Raw genomic sequence first — 3,931 nt, forward strand, 5'->3', positions numbered from 1 at the left:
AAGAGGAAAAAGTGTCTCATAGAAGCAAGCAAAGCCAAGTCTATGGGACAAAACCGCAACAAAACCACAAAAAAGTGTCCCATAGAAAGCCGCAATGGGACAAAATGCATTGAAAAAGAGGAAATATTGTCTCATAGAAGCAAGCAAACCTAATTCTATGGGACAAAACCGCAGCAAAAACCGGAAAAACTGTCCCATAGAAAGACCTATGCGACAAAATGAAAAGGAAAAACTGCCCCATAGGAATTTATAAACCACCGTCTAACATATAAATCTTGTAAAAATACACGTTTACAGGAAAAATAGCAGGTAACTCTACTAAAATAAAAGTCCATAGTCCTCCATGTAACGCCAAAATTCACCACAGGGGATAAAAATTTTTTTCATGGTAGACAAGCAACAACCCAAACCTAAAGTTAAAACAGTAATAAAACCCTGACCTAACCTTTTCCAAAAAACGATAGTCAAAACGAATTTACAGGGAACACAAAAAGACCCACAGACATTAATCCACATTTAAAGTAAACAGGAACAGGAACACAAAAAGCGCCTTAGTCATCCATCTACCCACAAAAATGATATTATAAACCTAATATTCTTTTATTCGCCCGCCCGTAACAAACAAAACTCACTCCCCCTCTCCTTATATATAATGAACCCAGCGATTTTTTCCGACCATAGTAAAGTGTTTTTCCAAAATTCGACTCATTCTTTTCTGATTATTAATTACTTTACTATACTCCATCAAAGTTCTTGCTGTTAATTTACGTTCAGGGAAGAGTAATCTGAATTCCTCCGCAGTACGTATGACCGCAGCTTCAACGGTTTCTTTATGTCCGCAATCCGGGCAAAAGCAGAATTTCCCATCAAGAAAAACTGAGATGGAACTGCAGTTTGCACACATGATTCCTTTCCGTAGTTCCTCATACTCATAAGCCGGGATTTGACTGTATGGATTCTCATTAATATGAGAATTAATCAACTGATCTGCGAACTTTTTGTGCTTATGTGTCAACTTTGCTGAATTGGAATTTAAGCGTTCAATGACATCTCGCTCGATTTGAGTTGGGAAAATAAAAGGTAAATCTGGAGATGCTTGATATAGGGTGAATCTTGGGTTAACGAAAACAACAGATGCAACCACCGGGAAATCCAACTTATGTTCCTGTAGCCATTTTCGGAAATGCTGTTCATTCTTTTTTAATTGGGTCAGTGGATTTGTTATTTCAAAATCAGGTTTCTTAAGCATGCGATTGTCCACCGCATCCCAGACGTAATCATCTTCATAATTTTTTATATCAAAAAGATAAACGGTATTAGAAACAATTATTAAGGAATCAATTTGGAATGTAGAGTTACTTGCTCGGAGTAATAAATCAGATAGAATGAGGCAGTCACACTGAAGTCTTTCTAACATGTTGTCAAATTGAATTTCTCCCTCATATCCCTTTCTTAAGGTAAAATAATTCCGTTTATCCTTCTCAGACAAATCTGCTCGGGCATTGAGGACTTCCATGATTTTCAATTCTCTAGATTCGGTTCGTACTTTGTAAAACATATTCCACATCCTTTATTTGGTATTTTTTCAAAGCTATTATAAAACAACTCTATTAAATTATCTAGATTAAATACAAAAAATTCCAAAAAAGCTTGTGCAGTACCAAAAAATGTTTATTTTTCGCAAAACCAGAAAAACTATATTCACACAAAGCGAATATGGAGGGGAACGAAATGAAAGAGATGCGATTAAGAAAGTTTTCGGTGATGATCATCATAACGGCAATCTTTTTAGGAATCAGTATTCTGCCTACATTAGCCGCAGACACAGACACATATGAACTCTCCATCATCCATACCAACGACACACATGCTAATCTTGATAAAATTGCTAACCGCGTAACTGGAGTCAAAATGCTTAGAGAAAAAAATCCGGATGCCCTCCTGCTCGATGCCGGGGATGTATTCCAAGGGACCCTCTACTTCAATGCCTTCAAGGGGCAAGCAGATTTAGAATTCATGAACCTGATGGGGTATGACGCGATGACATTCGGCAATCATGAATTAGATCTTGGTTCTACAAAAGAAGGTCATCTAGCATTGGTCGACTTCATTAAAGCGGCAAAATTCCCGTTCGTCAGTGCCAATGTCAATTTTTCCGCTGACAAAAAGTTTACCAGCATTTACAGCGACCTTATATCAAACGAACCGAAAGCCGGGCAAATTTACAATGGCATCGTCAAAGAAATCAACGGAGAAAAAATAGGGATTTTCGGCCTTACTACTGAAGAAACAAAGGATATTTCAAGTCCGGGGTCAATTACCTTCAAAAATTATATTACTGTTGCCAAAAAAACAGTGAAGGCGTTTGAAAAAATGGGTGTTAACAAAATCATTGCCCTTTCCCACCTTGGTTATGACGACAAAGCTTCTATTGATAATGACCTCATGCTTGCTGCAAAAGTAAACGGAATTGATGTGATCGTTGGCGGACATAGTCATACCAAGTTATCGAAACCGGTGATTGTCGAACGGGATGACCATGGTGTTGAAAAAGATCCGACTGTCATTGTACAAACCGGGGCCAACAACATGAACATTGGCACCCTTGATGTACAGTTTGATAAAAAAGGTGTGGTCACAGAAGCGGATGGAAAATTACTATCCGTTTCCGACTTCCAACCGGATCCCGAAGCGGCTAAACGATTAAAAAAATATACTGAAATAATAAAAGAAGTGGCTGAAAAAGAAATTGGGGTCACGCTTGAAAATGACCTTGAAAACCCACGACTTGGTGATGGCACCGGTTCAAAAATCAGCGTCCGTAACAGTGAAACCGTTCTTGGTAACCTGATTACAGACGGGATGCTAGCAACAGCTAAAGAGTACAACAAAAATGTCGTTATGGCCATTCAAAACGGTGGTGGAATCCGCGCTGGCATCCAGTCCGGTCCGGTCACGGTCGGCGAGGTCATCAAGGTACTTCCATTTAGTAATACATTGACCATTCTGGAAGTGACCGGAGCGGATTTAAAACAAGCGCTAGAAATTAGCTTAAAAAAATACCCGAGGGAAAGCAGTCGATTTTTGCACATTGCCGGCGGGAAAATTGAATTTGATTCTACAAAAAATGCCGGGGAGCGGATTGTAGATGTATTCGTTAAAAATTCAAACGGTAGCTATGACCAAGTAAAAGATGAACAGACCTACTCGATTGTCACAAATACCTTCCTCGCAAAGGGTGCAGAAGGCTATCAGATGTTCGAAAAATCGTATGCAGCGGGGAAGGTTTCCGATCTAGGCATCCTTGAATGGCAAAATTTTCGCGATTATCTGGTGGGACTTAAAAAAATTCCTACTGCAATTGAAGGGCGGATTGTGGATGTAGCCGGGCAAAAGTAATATTGAGAAGGTGGGCCACACTAAATTTATGGAAGCGGACCATAACCCCCCTAGGATTATGCGGAAGCGGACCATAAATGTTTAGGTGGTCCACCCCAAGATTATCGATGGGGCAATAAACGATTGGCCCACCCATTTCCGACATGATACAACCTTCTCACTAATTTATGGGTGGGGCCACCTGAACTCCTACAAAAATTGTCAAAATATGCGACCCCTTTTTTTCCAAAACCAGCAACCACAAGTGCCTAAGCCAAATTCAAACAAACGATTATTTGAACAATCGAGTAAGAATTAAACTCATTGCATTCATGTACATTGAAAATAAAAAGTCCTCACATAAAAGTTAGGTTTCGCGGACAAAACGGGCGACCAAGCAGCAGGAACTGTCCAATAGAACGGCTCTCGTGGACAAAATGGGGAGTCTATCAGCAAAAATTGTCCAATAGAAGGGTTCTCGTGGACAAAATGAGGAGGCAATCAGCAAAAATTGTCCAATAGAAGGGTTCTCATGGACAAAATGAGGAGTCAA

The 3,931-nt window shown here is 39.7% G+C and carries 2 protein-coding genes; one reads left to right on the top strand and one right to left on the bottom strand.

Annotation, left to right across the window (positions count from 1 at the left end; translation table 11 throughout):
- Nucleotides 1-643: 643 nt before the first annotated feature.
- Nucleotides 644-1,558, bottom strand: coding sequence for a nuclease-related domain-containing protein (locus tag LIZ98_RS17065; RefSeq protein ID WP_041847376.1), 915 nt, complete (start codon nucleotides 1,556-1,558; stop codon nucleotides 644-646).
- A 173-nt stretch (nucleotides 1,559-1,731) separates the two neighbouring features.
- Here LIZ98_RS17065 and LIZ98_RS17070 point away from each other — a divergent pair, with 173 nt between their 5' ends.
- The gene (locus tag LIZ98_RS17070) at nucleotides 1,732-3,399 is read left to right on the top strand and encodes a bifunctional metallophosphatase/5'-nucleotidase (RefSeq protein WP_227140357.1); all 1,668 of its coding nucleotides are present in this window, start codon (nucleotides 1,732-1,734) and stop codon (nucleotides 3,397-3,399) included.
- Nucleotides 3,400-3,931 lie beyond the last annotated feature (532 nt).

The organism is Caldibacillus sp. 210928-DFI.2.18, from assembly GCF_020554505.1.
Lineage (GTDB): Bacteria > Bacillota > Bacilli > Bacillales > Caldibacillaceae > Caldifermentibacillus > Caldifermentibacillus hisashii.